Below are 17994 nucleotides of genomic sequence, written 5' to 3' on the forward strand. Positions count from 1 at the left end.
AATTTTAACCAGCTATTTTATTGCCTCTGAATGAGGCGTTATGTTTTTAGGGAGTATTGGTGAATCTTGGCAAATGGGATGCAGCTATTATTAAGAGCATATTTTTTGTTGCTTTAGGAGTTGTCGTATTCACTATTATTTCAGGTTCATTGCCAACAACAGCCAACGATTTTTATGGCGTATTAATTTCTTTTTTAATGTTTTTCGGTGTTTATTTAGTCATTTCAATAATCGGTTGGTTATTAATTGGTTTTCCTATTCATTGGCTAATAAGTAAATATACAAAAACTAGGTCGTATATTTTTTATTTATTACTTCCTATATGCTTCGTATTATTAGATTTACTTTTTAATGGCTCTTTATTGTTTAGCTTGGTAGCGTTTTTTCAAGCATTAACTTTTCGATATTGGGTTTACAAAAAAACATAACAAGTCATTAAAGCGGGACTGCTAAAGCTTGGCTCGGTTCCACTTCGTTACACAGTTTAGCCAAGCATTTATCAGCCCCTTAATGGGGCGTTAGTTGCCGCAACTTGTTCGAGTAAATTTATTTATTAAACGTGCGGCATTTCACATCAAAGGATTGGTGTTTGTTTCCTTCCTTTGTTGTTTCAATTTTTAGTTTTTATAAAGTCGTTTCGCGTTTGTGGTTACACAGTTTTCGCCTAAGTTTTGCAAGTTAAGACAATTAGCAAAAGGCGCAAACGGCTCAAAGTTCATGTGTGGCGGCAAAGTTGCGGTGGGAGTTTTTTGATTCTTCCGTCTAATCCGTAAATATGGTAACTTATTGTAAGTTATGCGATTTAACGCGCAGCAACTAACAAGGCAATCAAACGGACACGTAACAGTTGGCTCGGTTCCGCTTCGCTTCACATTTTAGCCAACAATTACTTAGCCGCTTATTGTGGCGTTATATAGCACAAGGACGATATGCGCATAATTCTAATATTGGCATCTTTCCTCTTATCTAGTTGTTCTAGAGTACACCACGATCCGATAGGAAAGTTTTACTTTTTAGTTGATGAAATGAGTAAAGAAGAGTTAATTATTAAATTAGATGCCTTTTCGTTAAAACATAACCTCATTAAACAATCAGAAGGTGGAGAACATCATTTACCAGAAAAATCTGATGTCATTGTTTCTGCCTATTACAAGAATGAAAGTGAAATAGCTATTTTGGTTAATAATTATTTGAATCAAAATTGTTACTTTGCAGCGACGTACGACTACTCAAAAAGCAACTTTGAGTTGGCTCAAAAAATTGCAACTCAATTGAATACTGAGTTAACTAAAAGGTTCAATGAACGTATTAGTTTTTATTCAGAACCTCATTGCAAAAGTGCTATATAACAAGCATTTAAAGCGGGACTGCTAACAGTTTGCTCGGTTTCGCTTCGCTACACATTTTAGCAAACAATTATCAGCCCCTTAAATGGGCGTTAGGTAAAAATATAGACTGCAATCATGACTAAAGTTTTTAAATGGATTTTTATAAAAGCATGGCCTGTGTTTTCACTAATACCAATAATCATTATTCATTATTTGCTGCTAAATACAGAATGTATTAGTGATGAATATTTGTGCTACAACAATGCTGAAATCAATGAACTTATATCATTATTGATGCAATTATCTGGTGGCTTACTCATATTAATTTCAATTGATTCTAATATAGGGTTATTCAAAAATAATACATTATTAGGATTAGTAGCCGGTTGGTATGAGCAAAGGCCTTGGAAAAAACAAGAGTTCAAAAGCGTTAGTGCAAGTGGCTCCATAACTTTACCTCCTATACAATGTAGTGCTCGTGGGCACAAAGTTCCAACTACCTTAGAAGAAAAAGTAGAGCTATTAGAGACAAAGATAGGCTGGCTTAATGATGATTTTAATAAAAACAAAAAAGAACTGGGTGAAAAATTACAAACATTAGAGTCCACCGTAAGTCAAAATAATAGTACATACACTGAACAAATTAGTAATTTAAAAAAAGACTTGGTTCAATCCTCTGTCGGGGGAGTAAAGCTGCAAGTGTTTGGTGTTCTTTTGGTTTTCTACAGTTCTGTTTTGAGTTATTTTACCTAACAAGCGCATTAAGCACGGGACTGCTAACAGTTTGCTCGGTTCTGCTTCGCTTCACATTTTAGCAAACTATTACCAGCCCCTTATGCGGGCGTTATGTTTAAGGTGTACATGAAATCATATTTGGTGTTCATAAAAGAAAATGTAAGGTTTTCTCTTGCGATTTTTGCTAATTCAATAGCTTTGTTGGCTGCTTTTTGGTGGTTGATTAGTAGTAACTTTAACACGTCTCAGCCAATAGAAATGGAGCCTATAGTTACATGTTTAGCGTTAACTGCAACGCTATTAGGACTTAATTTTGTTAATGATAAACTAACTAGACCTCACATAAAGGTAAAGCTCAGCACATCAATGACAGAGCATCCAATAAATGGTTTTATGTACGGTATAAGTGTAAATCTAGAAAATCACTCGATGCTTAAAGCATTTATTAAAAATTTTCAGGTTGAGTTACCTGAAACGAATCAAGTAATGCAATTCTTTAATGAGGGTTTTACAGAGCAACCTTTACCTAAAGTAATCCTTGAGCCTGGACAAGCATACTCTTTCAATATCGTTAGAAAAAACATTGATATTCCTAATTTTAAAATTTCTAGTTTTGGTGACTTCGTTGTTACTACTGATGTAGGTTACAAGTTCATTGTACCAGCAAAAGAATTCCAAGACCGATTAAGGGTTCTTCTTGAAAATTAAACATAACAAGTCATTTAAAAGGACAAAAAACAGTTGGTTTTTGCTCCTTCGTCGCTAATTTTAACCAACTATTTTTAGCCTCTTAATGAGGCGTTATGTTTAAGGTGTACATGAAATCATATTTGGTGTTCATAAAAGAAAATGTAAGGTTTTCTCTTGCGATTTTTGCTAATTCAATAGCTTTGTTGGTTGCTTTTTGGTGGTTGATTAGTAGTAACTTTAACACGTCTCAGCCAATAGAAATGGAGCCTATAGTTACATGTTTAGCGTTAACTGCAACGCTATTAGGACTTAATTTTGTTAATGATAAACTAACTAGACCTCACATAAAGGTAAAGCTCAGCACATCAATGACAGAGCATCCAATAAATGGTTTTATGTACGGTATAAGTGTAAATCTAGAAAATCACTCGATGCTTAAAGCATTTATTAAAAATTTTCAGGTTGAGTTACCTGAAACGAATCAAGTAATGCAATTCTTTAATGAGGGTTTTACAGAGCAACCTTTACCTAAAGTAATCCTTGAGCCTGGACAAGCATACTCTTTCAATATCGTTAGAAAAAACATTGATATTCCTAATTTTAAAATTTCTAGTTTTGGTGACTTCGTTGTTACTACTGATGTAGGTTACAAGTTCATTGTACCAGCAAAAGAATTCCAAGACCGATTAAGGGTTCTTCTTGAAAATTAAACATAACAAGTCATTTAAAAGGACAAAAAACAGTTGGTTTTTGCTCCTTCGTCGCTAATTTTAACCAACTATTTTTAGCCTCTTAATGAGGCGTTATGTTTTTAGGAGAGTTCGGTAATGGAATTGAATAAATTTATTCAAAATACACTTAAACAAATTATTGAAGGTGTTTCAGAGTCTCAGAAATACGCTCAAGAAAAAGGGGCTGTCATTAACCCTTCAACGGTCAAATTTTATAAAGATGGTAAAAACAATTACCATAATCAGGCAATGCCACAAGACGTTCAATTTGATGTTGGTTTAACCTCAACAAATACTGATGACTCAAAGGAAAGTATTGGGGTTTTTCTTGGTGCTATTAAACTTGGCAAAAATAACCAAGAAAACAATCAAGTATCTGCGGTAACTAAAGTTAAATTTACAGTTCCAGTTGTATTACCTACTGACGGTGAGCAATAAAAACATAACAAGCTGTTTAAGGCGGGACTGCTAAAGTTTGGCTCAGTTTCGCTTCGCTACACAGTTTAGCCAAACATTATCAGCCCCTTAACAGGGCGTTATATGGCTTCTTAAAATTGGATTTAACTCAAAGGAAAGAGAAATGAAAATAAATGCCTCACTTGTACCTTACTTATTAATTATCACTGCATTAATTCCTGCTTTATTGGCCGCTCGACTCGCTAAAAAGCAAGGCCGCTCTGCACTTACAAGCTTTGCTATAACTTTTGCTTTTGGGTTTACTATGATTGGCGGTTGGTTATATCTAGCAGTTATGAATCTTGTAAAACCTAAACAAACTGTGGTTCACTAGCCATATAACAAGCTGTGCAAGCGGGACTGCTAAAGTTTGGCTCAGTTTCGCTCCGCTACACATTTTAGCCAAACATTATCAGCCCCTTAACAGGGCGTTATGTTTTTAGGAAAGTATGGATTTAATCGAAGCAACGTTCATTGCCTTTCAAGGTGATTTTGGGCCATGGACATTTTGTATTTTGGCTTTTATCATTTTTCCGCTTTCGAGGAAATTACAATCCTTATATGTAGGTGTTAACCAGCAACGTTTAATAACTATTTTATCAATAGTCATTTACCTTATTTTAGGACTATTAATTTCAAGTTTATTAAATTTGGCTGTACAAGATAAAGAAGCTGAAAATGAACGGATTAGATTGCAGGAAAAACCATTGCAAGATCTTATAGTCTGCCACCTTCAAGGAAGGAGTGATAAATTAAGCTATAAAAACGTAAACTATATTTTGTGTGATGGCAAAGTCTATAATGCTGACAACAAAGAAATGGCTACTCTAGAACGTAGTATTGAAGTGTTAAAAAAACATAACAAGCCATTACAGTAACGGGACTGCTAACAGCTTGCTCGGTTCCGCTTCGCTTCACAATTTTAGCAAGCTATTATCAGCCCCTGAATGGGGCGTTATATGCCTAATTGAGGCTAGTTAAATGTATGAACCTTGGATAAACGGAATTATTAAAAAGTGGTCTTTAGATGAGCCAGAGGAAGAGCTTTATGAATTAATGGTTCATAAAGAAAAAACTGTTACTGTTGCTTATGGTCGTTTTGCTCATTCTAGTGGTTCAAAGGCAGTTTCTTGGGCGGAGTTTTCCGCAGGAGAGCTTGATGATTTAGTTGTCAAAACAATGGGAAAAGATATATTAAATCAAGCTCATAAATACATTAGAGAACAAGGCATATAACAAGCCAATCAAGTACGGGACTGCTAAAGCTTGGCTCGGTTCCACTTCGTTACACAGCATAGCCAAGCATTATCAGCCCCTTATTGGGGCGTTAGGGCTCAAGGAGAGTTCGGTGAAACTTCCAACTCATACGAAAAACGCTTTGTTGGCTACTTTGAAAGTTAAAGAACTTGGTATTTCGATTGAAACACAGCAGAAAATAGGTGTGTTTGCCGTTACTTGGGGAATGTTTGAATCTCACTTAGAAAGAGCCGTATGGGTTTTACAAAACGAACAAGTTGAAGGTGTTAGGCCTTCTACGGATAAAAGCTCCGTTCATAAGTGGATTGAGGTATTAGAGAACGGTAGTGACGACTTAACACACAAGGCAAATGAAGTTCTAAAAACAGCGTCATATGCAGCTAAAGATTTAATGAGTTATCGGCATTCGTTATTTCATGGATACTTAGTGCCATTGGGAGATACAGCAATGTTTATTAGAAACCCAAGCTGGCATGGCGAAGTTAGAAATAGAGAATGTGGAGATGCACATCTTGACGATAATATCATTGATTTAGCAATAGATGCATCATGGGTTTTATTTAGTTTGATTATGTCTATTACTAAATTAAATGAAGATCCTATCTCTATAGCTGCCATAGAAAACTTTGAAAAAGAAGCTAAACGAATTCGCAGTAATGCAAATGAAGTAAGGCATATAGCAGCTCTAATGAATCACGAAAAGTATTAGCGGTTGATGCCCTAACAAGTCATTTCAGCAGGACAAAAAACAGCTGGTTTTTGCTCGTGCCTCGCTAATTTTAACCAGCTATTTTATTGCCTCTGAATGAGGCGTTAGGCATTCAGTTAAACATATGGAGTAATGTTTGAAAATTAGTAACCCTCTTACAATCATTTCAATTTTTGCGGGCTTAGCTGAAGTAATGGCTACAACAGCATTAATTAACTTGCCACCAGAAATGCAATCAGTCTTTATCTATTTTGTTATGGGGTTTCCCACACTTATAGTGATATTGTTTTTTTTGATTTTAGTTTTTAAAAATAAAGCCTTGTATGCACCAAGTGATTTTTCCAATCAAGAGCATTACATGGAGCTTAATGATTTAAAACGTTCTATTCAGTCAGAACTTTCGAATGCAATAGAAGGTTTAGATGGTAGTTCAACCGATGAAAAAGAGAAGTTAAAAACTTTTGTAGACAAAACTTTAAGTGATTCTTTTAAGTCATCAAGGCGTGAGCAAGTTTTAAAGCATTTAGAGAAAACAACCAGTACAACCAAAGAGCTTTGTGATGCCACCGATCTACACCCTTCATATGGATCTCTTATATTAAACAACTTGGAAGATGAAGGGATTGTAAAGAAAGAAAAAGACGGAAGAGCTTATAGGTGGAGTTTGAATGCCTAACAAGAATTTAAAGCGGGACTGCTAACAGTTTGCTCTCTTTCGCTTCGCTACACATTTTAGCAAACAATTATCAGCCCCTTAAATGGGCGTTATGTGAATAATCAAACTATGGAGTTTCAATGAAAGGATTAATTTTAATTTTATCACTTACTTTTGCTTTATCAGCTACAGCAAGTGAAATTGACTTAGAAAAATTTGCTCAAACCTACTTTAAAACTATGATTGCAACACAAACTCCAAATGCAACTAAAGTAGATCTAGAAAATTACTTTTCTTTGCTTACAGATGACGTTGGGCACTCACATTTACCATGGGAAACAGACGATTCAAGGTTACCTGATGGAAAAGAAGCTATGCGCAAAGGGATGTTATTTTATTTAGGTGCTCATACTGAATATAGTGCAGAGTTACTCGATGTATTCGTTTTTAATAATTCAGCAATTGCAATTCGATATAAGAACAGCGCTAAGGGTATTCATCCTCAAAGTAAGCAGCCGCTGGCTTATACACAAATAATGATGGAAGTACTCGAGATGGAAAACGGTAAAGTTGCTATCATTCGTAAATATCACGAGTAAAATTCACATAACAAGCTGCTTAAAACGGACTGCTAACAGTTGGCTGCGCTTCGTTCCTCGCACATTTTAGCCAACTATTACCAGCCCCTTAGCAGGGCGTTATGTTTACAAGGAGAGTACGGTGAATACTTGGATTTTTGCAGCAGGAATAATAGGGATATTTACTTCATTGGTGCATATCTTTGCTGGTCAAGTGGATCCTGTTAGGCCATTTCTTAAATCTGATCTTCCAGACATACCAAAAGCTACCCTATTAGGTTGCTGGCACATGGTTTCAGCTATCTTAGTTATTTCGGGTTTTGCTTTAGCTTATGTAGGTTGGTTTAACTTAAACTCGTTTCAAAATATGGTCATTGGTATTTCAATAAGTTTCGTTATTTTCTCTTTAGTTTTTATTGCAGTTGGCTGGTATTTTTTTAAGTTTCAAGCATTCATAAAATTGCCACAATGGATTTTATTATTACCTATTGGGGTTTTAGGTCTTATTGGTGTAATGTAAACATAACAAGCTAATAAATAAGGACAAAAAACAGTTTGCTGTTTTCGTTCCTCAACACTTTAGCAAACAATTTTTTGCCCAGTATTAGGGCGTTATGCATTAAGGTCAGTACGGTGAAAAAATTAGGCCTTTTAGGTTTTAGTCTTCTAGTGATTTATACAGTATTTAGATACCAATCTGACCCTTTACTATTTATTTGTAAGGTTGCCGATTGTCGAGAAAATAAACATGTGGAAATGCGAGTACCTGACGGGATGTTTAAAAAGACGATTGAGCTATATTGGCCTGTTGCCTACAAAGATAGGATCTCTCTAATTCCGGGCGATAGAGTCTTTATCGAAGCAGAAGAAACTGGTATTGGTTTAGGGAATTTTAAATTAGTTGAGGAGATAGCTCATCCAGATAAAACAATCGAGTTCTCATTTACGCAAATAGATAGCAAATTAGATATGGTGCTGGTGGTAAAGAACCCTTTCCCTAAAAGCATAAAATATCATTTAAAAACGATGGATTTTAAGGGGAATATAGATAAAGTGAATAGTTGTCCTGTAAAAGCAAACTCCACTGCAAGTGAACAATGGGATTATGTAGTTCTTGATCTAATTCTGACGGATATGCACTTTTTAGAATCTACTGATGTTATGTCTTGTGTATATTAACGTATAACAAGTTACTCAAAAGGACAAATAACAGTTGGCTGTTTCGCTCCGCTCACATTATAGCCAACTACAATTTGCCTCTTAATGGGGCGTTAGATGCCTGTGCACACCATTAGTATAGAGCATTGCTGGAATATAATTTTAAAATCAAAGGAAGATAAATGAAATTCAATAAATCCCCACTCGTCATATTACTATTAATTATTGCAGGGTGTGACTCAGAATCAGATGATGTGAGTATAACCAAAAATTATATTACTGAAACTCATACTGTTATAAGTTCTGAGGAGCAAGAGCATATTGGAGAGTTTACATTACGAACAGCTGTTGAGACGGATTTTTTTGTTCTTGAAAAAGAACTTGAGTCAAGAGAGTTTTATTACTCCAATTCAAATGCATTCCATTTTGATAAAGAAGGATATCTAATTAATGGTTCAGGTTTTCCTCTTATGGTTTACCCTGTTAACTCTGATGGTAGTTCTGCAAGTGTTAGCATTTCTACAAGTCAGTCTGTACAGATAAATTATTCTATGGGCAGTCCTGAAGCCACAGATAGAGTGAATATCAGTACAAACCTATCGCAAAGTAGTGGTGAACTTTCTGTTAATGACTTTGACAAGCAAGATCCTTTAACTTTCAATCATTCAACATCACTATCGGTCTTCGATTCGTTAGGTGATGTTCATATACTCACTTTTTACTTTATTCATGTTAGCACTGACAACAATACGTGGGAGTTTCGTATTGCACTTAATGATAATACCGTGCAGCCAACGACTGAACAAGTGCTTGATTTTGCTTCTAGCGGCTTAATGGATATAAACGACGATGATCTTGATGGCTTTATTACCACTGGCAATGGTTTAATTGAAAATATAAATATTCCGCTAAACAATGGTGCTAATGATTTAAACGTCACTCTAAACTTTACATCTGATACAACATCTTTTAATAGCAATTTTGAAGTTACTTCTCTTGACGCATCTGGTTTTTATACAGGCCACATAAAGGAGCTAAAAATTGATTCGCGTGGTTTAATAACATTGTTTTATACTAATGGACAAGACGAGCTGATTGGTAAGGTTGCTTTGGCTAAATTTCTTAGTCCCTATAACTTACAGCCACTAGATAATTCTTTGTGGGAAGAAACTGAAGATTCAGGTACACCAATCTACGGAGAATCTGAATTTAGTAATTTTGGCTCTATAGTACCTGTAGTTCATGATTTTTAGTAAGAATGTCGTGAACATTAAATAGTAAAATGTCGCTGTTTTATAGCGGCATCTAACAAGTTACTCAAACAGACGCTAAACATTTGGCTAACGCTCGTTCCTCGCTATTTTGGCCAACAATTTTTCGACGCTTAGTAAGGCGTTAAATGCCTAGGGATAGTTCAGTGCATATGGAGAGTTCGATGCAAAAAGTTTTCACCTTCACCTTGTTATTTTTTACTTGTGTCAGTTTTTCGGTTAGAGGGGAAATATTTAAACCCTATATAATTGAATCAAGCGAAAGTGAGGTTTGTAATCTAGCGCTTAATCATTATAGCGATCTTTTTAAGTCTAAACAGATTAATACAAAAGGACTTAGCCAATCTAAAGGAGTTACATTACCTGAATTCTCCGCTCGGCAAGTTCCAGGTATTAGAGGGAATTTAAAATCAACAAAGGTTGATTTTTATGGCTCTCAAAAGTTATACGTATTCCATGATCGATCACATGGTTGGCGTGGTGATATTTATACTGGCTATGTTATCAATCCTGACGAAATTGATATGTTAGAAAACGACTTAAAAGAAAGAAAAAAAGAGGGTTTTGTACCTTTTTATCCAATTGGATCTTCAGCAAATAGCTCTAGTTTTTCATGGTGGGAGAATTTGCCATTTCAATTTAAAAATAAATGGTATGTTTTAGATGATTTTGGGGACTTTCACCGTCGTAACTCTCAAAGAAATATTTATCAAATATTGAAGGATGGTACTTCAAAAAAAGTATGTACTATAAAAATATTTCAGAACTTTGATGGTAGTGAGATGAAGAGTTCATTCCCATTATTTTCAGCGTATAAACGTTCTGTTGAACAAATTATGTTATCTGGTGGACATTGTGGGACTTCTCGACCTGAAGTAACAGCTAGGTGGAGTGGTCAATTTTTTTCTTCAATGGCAATAATTAGACCTTGGGCAATTGAGCCAACATGGAAAAGTACGAAAAATAGCAGAGAAGCAGCAAGAGTTGAATTTCAACAGAAGCACTTTGAAGATTGGAAATATCAAGATATCTGGAGTTATAGAGAGCATGCTACAAATAAAAACTTAATGTTTGATGCTATTACAGAACTAAAAAGTCATTATGTTTCTAATTACTCCTATTCAGAATCTGAAGCTTATGAACATGCTTCTAAAATTATTCAATCTATGCCTGGGAGATATTATTCGCTAGGAGTTTATTATAACCAAGATAAAGATTTTTCGATTTTTCAAAAAATGGTGGATGGAACTTACAATAACTGGGAAAGCACTAATCAGGACTTGAAACTCAAGTACGGTAGTGTTCCATTGGTTGCGCTTTCGTTAATGGTAGACACTCCTCAAGCCTATAAAATTCTATCTTCTACTATTAGTCAAAGCTCGATTGAATCTTTTTACAAGAAAGATATTTTAATGTTTGCTGCTCACATGAATAATTTTGATTCAGTAAAATATTTGCTCGATTCTGGTTGGCCTGTAGATCAAGTAACTAGTCATGAACCCGAATATTCATGTGGCGCTAAATTAGAACGCCTTAATAGGAGTGCTCTGACTTACGCAGCTGAAAATGCTTCTATTGAAGTGATGATACTTTTGGTTGATGCGGGAGCAGATATTAAAATAAAAGATAGTAAGGGAAATAACCTCGACTACTATCTCAACTTAAATCCTAGATTTTCAGCAGAAGAAAAAATTTCTGGATTTGAGAACGTGTTAAAAGCATATTCAGAATTAAAAGATGTCAAGCCAAGTTATTCGTGTGACGGGAAGCTTAACCGTTTGGAAAAAGCGATATGTAATAGTATAGGGCTTTCGATTTATGATCGTGACCTAAATAAAGGTTATCGAGATGTTATTGCTAGCAATGATTTAACTGTTGATTTAAAAGCAAGTCAAACTGCATGGTTAAATAGAAGAAATTCTGAATGCAATATTTATTTAACAGATGAACAGCTTAATGCTTGCTTAGCACGAACAACGAGGGCTCGGATCAGATATTTAGAGTCCATACAATCGGCACTTAACAAGTCGTTAAAGCAGGACAAATAACAGTTGGCTGTTTGCTCCAGCGTCGGCTTATTTTAGCCAACAATTATTTGCCCATTAACGAGGGCGTTAGGTTACTTACATAGAGTTAATTAAATATATGGATATTATCGAAGAGTTACAAAACCTAAACTACATCGCAGTAGCTATTGCAACTATTACAAGCTATGTACTAGGCTTCGTCTGGTATCACTGGGCAGTTTTCGGTGAAGCATGGGCGAACACTTTAGGTCTCACTAAGGAGGAAGCTGATAATACCGAAGGTCTAGGCGGGGCTTTTGGTATATCTCTAGTTTCAGGGTTAACAAAAACCATTATTATCGCTTTGCTTATGTCGGTAACAAATATATCAGGTATTTTAAATGGTGCATTTTTTGGAGGGGCACTTGCAATTGTTTTTACTGCTATATCTTTGGGTTATTACAATGGGTTTGCACGTACTCCTTCAAAATTAACATTAATAAATTCGGCGCATAGCGTTATTGAACTTGTATTAATTGGTGTAATAATTGGTACCTTTGCTTAATCAAGGTAACCTTACAAGGCGCTCAAGAGGGAAAATTTACAGTTGGCCGTTTTCGTTCCTCAATATTTTAGCCAACAATTTTTTGCCTATTATTAGGGCGTTAGCTTTTGCCAATCACATTGAGTAATTTCTTTGAACCATGATGGTGCTGAGCTTTTTAAACTGACATTATTCGGTACATTGAGCTCCATACCTAGATCATCTGAGAAATATTTTATTAATATCAGCTGTAATTTTCGGTCGTTGATTTGATTGAAGTTCCAAATAAGTTGAGCTTTCAGTTCATCGTTAAGCTGTTTACCTTGCCTTATTTCAAAAATCGTATTTAGCCAAAACAATGTGCTTTTTCTTGATTTATTTGGGAATGTATCGGTAAGTCGTGCAATAGACGGATATAGTCTTTGATAATTCAGATGTTGATGTTGAATTAAAAAAGTTTGTAGCAAGTTAATACCACTGATGATATTCCCCGAGCGAATTGACTCCTTTTGATATAAGGCTAATGCTGTACGAAAGTGATGCTCAGCTTTCACAACATCATTACTTTCTAACGCTAGTCCGCCAAGGTTATTTTCTATGGTTGCGATTGATGGCTCTAGCTTTTCATTCTGCGCAATTTTTTTAGCAAAGTTATAAACTTCTCTTGCGTATTCATTTTGGTTTAAGTGTCTTGATGCTATAGCTAAGCTGGTCAGTAATTTTATTTCGTTTATCTCATTAGTGTTATGTGTAAGTGCACAGGTCAGTGTTAGCTTAGCTTGCTGCAAGTAACCTGATTTTCTTAACCAAATACCAATACTACTTAATATCGGAATGAGTCTGCGTTTAAACTCGGTAGATGACTTGCGTGAAATTAGATGCTTAATTGAGCTCTCCATAGTGGATAATTCATTAAACGATAATGAAGCTCTTATAAATGCCACATGCCAACGAAAGAATTGTGCTTCAGATAATAGTGATAAATCTACTTCACCTGATAATAATGCTAATGATTTAGAGGGTTTTACAGATAGGTGATCTTCTGCTTCTAACAATATAGAAACTAGTTGATTCTGACTTGGTTGCTCGATAGCCGAAGCCGAGAATGAGCAAGTTAGCAAAGCAATAAATGTTAAACTAAGTCTTGTAAACAATCATTAGTCCTTGGTTAAAGTGTTTATTTTATAGCGTGTTAAAAAACACTATTACAAAACTCCTTTAAATCTTTCATTTCTTTAACATCAAAATTAATAGATGCTTATCTTCCTTGTGCCATATTTTGTAGTAGTTGCAATCGTTGTTGCTCTTGCGCCGTTGGTTGGTAAGGTAGATCACTTAAGCTAGAAATTGCAAAATCTTTTATTTCAAATTTGTTAATATCACTATTACCGTATTTGGTTGGTTTTCCTGGTGCAGGCGACATTAACTCAATAGAGAAAGTGGATAAATAAAGTGATGTTTTCGCTCCTTTTAGCACAGATAAATGTGCTTTTAAGTCTATATTCGCATTGCCTTTATTGAGTTTTTCTTTACTTACAAGATGTGCAATCGGTTGTTGATTAGCGTCAAATAGATTTGCCCGTAAACGATAAAGACCACTTTCTCTAACATTCAGGTTAGCTTGTATTAACATGTCTGAATTACTGCTAACAACAGGTTCAAAACTTTCCAGTGTTGCTATGGAATCAACATACTTGAGTGACAAGGCTATGTTGACGTTCTTGCCATTAATATTTGCTTTTACGGTTGCTTGTAATTGATTTGGAAAATCTCGCTTCCCTTCAAGCTTTACGCTCCATATGTTCTCATCTTGTTGAAAACCACTTGAAAGTAGCTGCTTCCCCGTTGTTAAGTCGATGAGCTCTAACTTTGCATTATCGATATTCGCACCAGTTAATGTTGCCAAAATTGGCTCTGGATAGGTATAACGATATTTTGAAAGCTTAGCGGTTACAGTATTACCGTTATCATCAATAGGAATTGATTGTGGATTAAAATAGTTCGGGTTTAGACGATCATAATCATTAGCGTTCAGCGGCTGTGAATAGGGGGGATAGCTTAACTCGCTAGCATAAGCTTTAGCGACTAGCGTTGCTGAATCATTTGCGGTGATATTAGTTGAAGTAGCGACTTTATCATTATTTTTTTTAGCTTTGTAAACTAAGCTTTTGCTAGATTCTGCTTTTGGTTTGATTGTTGCCGTTTGAAGCTCTATCGGGTCATGTGCTGGCATCGATGGCCAAAAAAGCCAAACAGCGACAAATATTATACTCATTGTCACTATTCGCTTTATCATTGGTTTTCTGTTCATAACTCTAATACTATCCTACTTTCTCTAATTAGGTATGGCGTCGTAGATCAGTGCTGACATGCTGTCATTTCCAGAGTTTTGCACATAAAGGTAATTAGTTTTCCATAGCCACCAACCTGTTGTTTTTGTGTAGGTATCAAATTGAATGCTTTCGCCCGAAAGTAAATTTTGTTGGTTGCTTGCAGCTGTCACTTTGCCTTCTTGTTCAGGCTCCAACAATGAACCATGGCTATAATCTTCGCCCATTAGCATTGGATAATGGTAAGGCATAAAACCAGGTACTGCGTTGTTCTGAGCTGTTAGTTTACCGTCGAAGGCAACTTGAGTGCTGCAACTGCCATATTTGCCTTGGCGATTGCCACCGCAGGCTGAATGACTGCCAACAACTCCGTCGTCATGTCCTTGAATGAATGGGCTAGTTACGCCTAAATATTCGCTGGCATCACCAACAAATCTTAAACGAGGAATGCGGGCATCAGGTAGTGGGGCAAGTTGTCTTGCATTGTTTACTTTTAAGTCGTGTAACACACCCATTTCATCACTAAGATCACCACCTAGCCATGCTTCTAGCGCTGCTTCAATAACAAAAGTCCAGCTTTCAGTGCCTTGAGCAACACTAACTGCTAAATCAGCGAGTTCACTACCGCCACCTGCACCGGCAATATCGAATGTTGCGACTATGTTAAGAGGTTGCAATCCTGCATTTTCTAGCCAGGTTTCTTGGTTGTCTATGATGTATCTCGCGACTAAGTCACCTGTAGAGTGCGTGACGAATATGCAACCAGGATCGCAAAAGTTACTTTCTGAGAATGACTTTAGTTTCGGCCATACATAGTCAGAAGCAATTTTGCCTTCAATTCTTTCGTATGAGGGCCAGTCAATGCGCGCGTCGCTTAAGTTATTCCAATAACCCTGCCAATAATTTTGACCACTTGCAGTGACATCGCCGTCTGATATTAATTGCTGAGGTTGAAAGCCGTGGATGAGCACTATTTTATGTTCTTTGCTGAATGTGTAATTAGAGTAGAGTGTTAAGCAGAAACCGAGAATGGTGACTACACTTTTAATTGTATTCATTTATTTCCCCAAATCATTTTTTATTTATTACGTCATGTTTTTATTATGTATGTTTTACTGATCGGACGTTCGACCAGTTAAGGTGATAATAGAGGAGTGATTATTTATTATCCAATTGTGGGTTATTTATAATTTAGATAATGAAGATAGATAAAATATATAGTCTTTATAAATAAAGGGGTGTAGCTATGTTTTGTGTTAATGTTTTGTTAATTTCATGTGTGGTTTTTTAGTTTTGGCAAAAAATATTTGATTTAAAAAATTATGAATTAGAAGAAAATTGGCTAGGCTGAAGGCTGAAGGCTGTATGTGGTTTGACCACTGTTTACATTTGCATTCTGCGTTTTATAATCATGCATCAATCTTCGTGATTGAAGTGCCTAGCACAAGCAAGAAAAATTTATTCATTCCAGAGGTGTTTATGTACAACCTACCATTAACCATAAAACAAAAAATAATAATGGGGTTTAGCACGATAGGGATTTTGTTAATTGCAGGAAGCAGCTTTTTTTATAATTCATTAATGCAAATTAGTACCGCCAACAGTAATGTTGAATTACTGGCGGTACCCGTACAAAAGCAAAGTAACGCTTTGCAAATTAAACTACTTAACATGATTAAAGTAGGCGCCTTAGGATTTACGCAACAAGATAGCGCAGCATTAATTAATAGCGAACAAGAATTCGGCAAGTTAAATCAAGAGTTTCAAAATTCGGTTCAAGTTTTGCGTAGTAAGGTGATGGACCAAGCTAAAATGCAACAGGCACTGAAACAAGCGCAAGTTCATTATCAAGAATATGTTGCCAACAGTGAGGCATTTTATTTAGCAAAAAAAAATATAGCTATAGCCAACGAAAAGTTTACTAATCAATATCAGCAATTCGTTGATACCAGAGACCAAGCAAGTAACGATATGCTGGATTTAGAGTTACTTGAAATTGATAACGGACAGTTATTAGAAGATATCATAGGTAATGGCGCCCGTATTGACGATATGTTATTTACCTTACAAAACACTATGTCAGGTTTACAGCAAGTCAATGAACTTAGTGTTTTAACGCAACACAAAGAAGATGTCGGTTTTCTTATCGCTAACGCTAAAAATAATTTCGATTTTATGCAACGCTTGTTTGAAGGGATTGATGATAAGTCGTTACTTGATGATTTTTCAAAACAATTTTCGACCTTAAATACCTTACTTGTTGAGCCAGGAGAGCTATACCAGCACAAGCAAGGTGCCCTTGAAGATGTTATTAACGCTAATAATGCTTATAACGATTCAGTAACGAGTTTTAATGCCACCTACCAACAGTTAACACTGTTGTTGACATTAGCTGAAGCACGCTTTGTTGAATTGCAATTGACAACAAAAAATAAGGTGGAAACAGGGGAAAGTTTAGCGATTATTTTAGCTGTGGTATTTATTATCTTAGCGAGCTTTATTGGTGTGATTACCACGCGAGCTATGCTGACTCCTTTGGCGCTTGCCAATGATTCCTTAGCGTTAATTGCTCAGGGAGATTTAACTGCTCGATTAACTATTGGCAATAAAGATGAGTTCGGCGTGTTATTTAAAAACATTAATAAACTCAGCGATGACTTAACTTCATTATTAAAAAATATTAGTCAAAATGCTTATTCGTTAGATGAGTCGTCACAAACAACCAGTGAGCAAAGTCAACGTATAGCTCAGTCAACATCAGCGCAAATAACTCGAGTTGATAGCGCTAAGCAAATAGCAGAAAAAATGTTTGCCAGTTCAACCCGCGTGACTGATGAAGCAAATTTAACCGCGAATAATGTTTCAGAGGCGACAACACATAGTTATGAGATACGCACTATTGCTGATGATAATAGTAATCGTATTGTTTCGCTATCTGAGCGATTAGGAGAATCTGTTGAGGTTATGACCCGCTTGAGTAAGCACAGCGATAGTATTGGCGGCATTTTAGACACGATTGGCAGCATTGCTGATCAAACCAATTTATTAGCGTTAAATGCCGCCATTGAAGCAGCACGTGCCGGTGAACATGGTCGTGGTTTTGCTGTGGTTGCTGACGAAGTAAGATCGCTAGCATCACGCACACAAGCATCGACTGCTGAAATTCAAACCATGATTGATGCCTTGCAAAAAGAAACACAAACCGCTGAATTAGCCATTTCACAAGGGCAAACGCAAGCATCGGAATGTGTTTCGCAAAGCCAAGAGCTTAGTAATGCCATCAAACAAATAGAAAGTGCCTTGCTAACGATTGATGAGATGAGTAAAAGTATTAGTGTCGCTTCGAATGAACAATTAGGCTTTAGCCAAGATATTGAAGCGACCATGAGTGAAGCGGCAGAAGCTGCAAGTCATAATGCTGCTGAATCACAAGACTTATCAAATCGAAGTGAAGATGTGAATAAATTAGCTGATTCATTAACCCAGTCAGTGGCGCGCTTTAAGCTATAAATGTTTAAAATTAATAATAATTGTTAGTACACGAGT

21 protein-coding genes are annotated in these 17994 nt (G+C 36.0%); 18 read left to right on the forward strand and 3 right to left on the reverse strand.

What is annotated here, in order from left to right:
• Positions 1 to 59: 59 nt before the first annotated feature.
• From AC27E9_RS11725 to AC27E9_RS11805, 17 genes are all read left to right on the forward strand, one after another.
• Positions 60 to 428, forward strand: coding sequence for a hypothetical protein (locus tag AC27E9_RS11725; RefSeq protein WP_487130376.1), 369 nt, complete (start codon positions 60 to 62; stop codon positions 426 to 428).
• A 597-nt stretch (positions 429 to 1025) separates the two neighbouring features.
• Entirely contained in the window at positions 1026 to 1349 is a 324-nt protein-coding gene (locus tag AC27E9_RS11730; RefSeq protein WP_487130378.1) for a hypothetical protein, read from the forward strand.
• Positions 1350 to 1463: 114 nt separating this feature from the next.
• Positions 1464 to 2081 carry a hypothetical protein gene (locus AC27E9_RS11735; protein WP_487130380.1) on the forward strand — a complete coding sequence of 206 codons (618 nt, stop codon included), beginning with the start codon at positions 1464 to 1466 and terminating at the stop codon, positions 2079 to 2081.
• Positions 2082 to 2189: 108 nt separating this feature from the next.
• Positions 2190 to 2771, forward strand: a complete 582-nt coding sequence (locus AC27E9_RS11740; protein WP_487130382.1) for a hypothetical protein — start codon at positions 2190 to 2192, stop codon at positions 2769 to 2771.
• A gap of 110 nt (positions 2772 to 2881) precedes the next feature.
• Positions 2882 to 3463: a hypothetical protein gene (locus tag AC27E9_RS11745; protein WP_487130384.1), complete on the forward strand. Its 582-nt coding sequence runs from the start codon at positions 2882 to 2884 to the stop codon at positions 3461 to 3463.
• Positions 3464 to 3580: 117 nt separating this feature from the next.
• Positions 3581 to 3922 (forward strand): hypothetical protein, encoded by a 342-nt coding sequence (locus tag AC27E9_RS11750; protein ID WP_487130386.1) that lies wholly within the window; start codon positions 3581 to 3583, stop codon positions 3920 to 3922.
• A 142-nt stretch (positions 3923 to 4064) separates the two neighbouring features.
• Positions 4065 to 4274: a hypothetical protein gene (locus tag AC27E9_RS11755; RefSeq protein ID WP_487130388.1), complete on the forward strand. Its 210-nt coding sequence runs from the start codon at positions 4065 to 4067 to the stop codon at positions 4272 to 4274.
• Positions 4275 to 4389: 115 nt separating this feature from the next.
• A complete protein-coding gene (locus AC27E9_RS11760) occupies positions 4390 to 4818 on the forward strand; it encodes a hypothetical protein (protein ID WP_487130390.1) in 429 nt (142 codons plus the stop codon).
• Positions 4819 to 4921: 103 nt separating this feature from the next.
• Positions 4922 to 5176 carry a hypothetical protein gene (locus tag AC27E9_RS11765; RefSeq protein WP_487130392.1) on the forward strand — a complete coding sequence of 85 codons (255 nt, stop codon included), beginning with the start codon at positions 4922 to 4924 and terminating at the stop codon, positions 5174 to 5176.
• 112 nt (positions 5177 to 5288) lie between these two features.
• Positions 5289 to 5906, forward strand: coding sequence for a hypothetical protein (locus AC27E9_RS11770; RefSeq protein WP_487130393.1), 618 nt, complete (start codon positions 5289 to 5291; stop codon positions 5904 to 5906).
• A gap of 136 nt (positions 5907 to 6042) precedes the next feature.
• Positions 6043 to 6582 carry a helix-turn-helix transcriptional regulator gene (locus AC27E9_RS11775; RefSeq protein WP_487130395.1) on the forward strand — a complete coding sequence of 180 codons (540 nt, stop codon included), beginning with the start codon at positions 6043 to 6045 and terminating at the stop codon, positions 6580 to 6582.
• A 119-nt stretch (positions 6583 to 6701) separates the two neighbouring features.
• Positions 6702 to 7160, forward strand: coding sequence for a nuclear transport factor 2-like protein (locus AC27E9_RS11780; RefSeq protein WP_487130397.1), 459 nt, complete (start codon positions 6702 to 6704; stop codon positions 7158 to 7160).
• 121 nt (positions 7161 to 7281) lie between these two features.
• Positions 7282 to 7659 carry a hypothetical protein gene (locus AC27E9_RS11785; protein ID WP_487130399.1) on the forward strand — a complete coding sequence of 126 codons (378 nt, stop codon included), beginning with the start codon at positions 7282 to 7284 and terminating at the stop codon, positions 7657 to 7659.
• Positions 7660 to 7772: 113 nt separating this feature from the next.
• Positions 7773 to 8318, forward strand: coding sequence for a hypothetical protein (locus AC27E9_RS11790; RefSeq protein WP_487130401.1), 546 nt, complete (start codon positions 7773 to 7775; stop codon positions 8316 to 8318).
• Positions 8319 to 8479: 161 nt separating this feature from the next.
• Positions 8480 to 9550, forward strand: a complete 1071-nt coding sequence (locus tag AC27E9_RS11795; RefSeq protein WP_487130403.1) for a flagellar hook-basal body complex protein — start codon at positions 8480 to 8482, stop codon at positions 9548 to 9550.
• A 182-nt stretch (positions 9551 to 9732) separates the two neighbouring features.
• Positions 9733 to 11616 (forward strand): ankyrin repeat domain-containing protein, encoded by a 1884-nt coding sequence (locus tag AC27E9_RS11800; protein ID WP_487130404.1) that lies wholly within the window; start codon positions 9733 to 9735, stop codon positions 11614 to 11616.
• Between the two features lie 97 nt (positions 11617 to 11713).
• Entirely contained in the window at positions 11714 to 12139 is a 426-nt protein-coding gene (locus AC27E9_RS11805; RefSeq protein ID WP_487130405.1) for a DUF1761 domain-containing protein, read from the forward strand.
• A gap of 92 nt (positions 12140 to 12231) precedes the next feature.
• Here the strand turns inward: AC27E9_RS11805 and AC27E9_RS11810 are convergent, their stop codons facing one another.
• From AC27E9_RS11810 to AC27E9_RS11820, 3 genes are all read right to left on the reverse strand, one after another.
• A complete protein-coding gene (locus AC27E9_RS11810; RefSeq protein WP_487130407.1) occupies positions 12232 to 13272 on the reverse strand; it encodes a hypothetical protein in 1041 nt (346 codons plus the stop codon).
• A 104-nt stretch (positions 13273 to 13376) separates the two neighbouring features.
• A complete protein-coding gene (locus AC27E9_RS11815; protein ID WP_487130409.1) occupies positions 13377 to 14393 on the reverse strand; it encodes a hypothetical protein in 1017 nt (338 codons plus the stop codon).
• Positions 14394 to 14453: 60 nt separating this feature from the next.
• A complete protein-coding gene (locus AC27E9_RS11820; RefSeq protein ID WP_487130411.1) occupies positions 14454 to 15506 on the reverse strand; it encodes a hypothetical protein in 1053 nt (350 codons plus the stop codon).
• A 307-nt stretch (positions 15507 to 15813) separates the two neighbouring features.
• Here AC27E9_RS11820 and AC27E9_RS11825 point away from each other — a divergent pair, with 307 nt between their 5' ends.
• A complete protein-coding gene (locus AC27E9_RS11825; RefSeq protein ID WP_487130413.1) occupies positions 15814 to 17958 on the forward strand; it encodes a methyl-accepting chemotaxis protein in 2145 nt (714 codons plus the stop codon).
• Positions 17959 to 17994: the final 36 nt, after the last annotated feature.

It is taken from the genome of Colwellia meonggei, assembly GCF_057537295.1.